Genomic DNA, 702 nt, shown 5'->3' with positions numbered 1-702 from the left:
CATTGAGAATGGATACTTTTTTAACAACATTTCTATATTTTGTATGTAATAACATAATTTCCTCTAAAACATAACGCCGCATTAAGTGGTGAGCAACGCAGACCACCGCACTTAAAGTATTGTATCGTAAACACTAAATTCAAAGTAAACCAAAAATGCCGAGCGTTGGGAATCCGTCTTAAATGCTTTGTTAGCAATATGGCTTAACCCTATGCACTGAACTCTTCTAATGCTGAAACTGCCGCTTCAGCTTTACCGCTTTGAACAAAGATATGGTCGTGATAATACGCTGCAATGACATTAGCACTAATACCCTTTGATGCTAACTTACTAGCCACTGCTGCTGTAAGACCTACAGCTTCCAAACTGGAGTGCACCGTCAGAGTTATTTGACTATATGTACCATCAAACGACAAACCTGCCTTTTCTGCCGCTGATTTCTCTAGAACCAAAGTTAAACCCTCAGATTCAATAAACGTGGCAACTGGATTTAGGTCAACATAGTCTGCTAGCACACCAGAAACTGTACAAAATACGAACTCTGATTCCATTAGTTTTGGACTCATCGAACGCAATAATTCGTCTAGGTCTGTGATTCCTGACATATCGGTTTCCTCTTATATTGCTAACGCCGCGTTAAGGGGTGAACAACGCCACCACCTAACCTAAGCCAATGTGCCGTAAACACTAAAACTGAATCAA

1 protein-coding gene is annotated in these 702 nt (G+C 40.3%); it reads right to left on the bottom strand.

The window, feature by feature from the left end:
• Positions 1-209: 209 nt before the first annotated feature.
• A complete protein-coding gene (locus R7O03_RS22670) occupies positions 210-605 on the bottom strand; it encodes an ACT domain-containing protein (protein WP_017821429.1) in 396 nt (131 codons plus the stop codon).
• Positions 606-702: the final 97 nt, after the last annotated feature.

Source organism: Vibrio sp. Vb2960 (genome assembly GCF_033337665.1).
GTDB classification, from domain to species: Bacteria; Pseudomonadota; Gammaproteobacteria; order Enterobacterales; family Vibrionaceae; genus Vibrio; species Vibrio alginolyticus.
Note: the sequence above shows the minus strand (reverse complement) of the source record. Positions and strands in the feature narration are given on the sequence as shown.

What these genes read in the sequence shown, in the direction of transcription:
- R7O03_RS22670 (WP_017821429.1), bottom strand. Translation starts at nt 605, where the DNA reads ATGTCAGGAATCACAGACCTAGACGAATTATTGCGTTCGATGAGTCCA.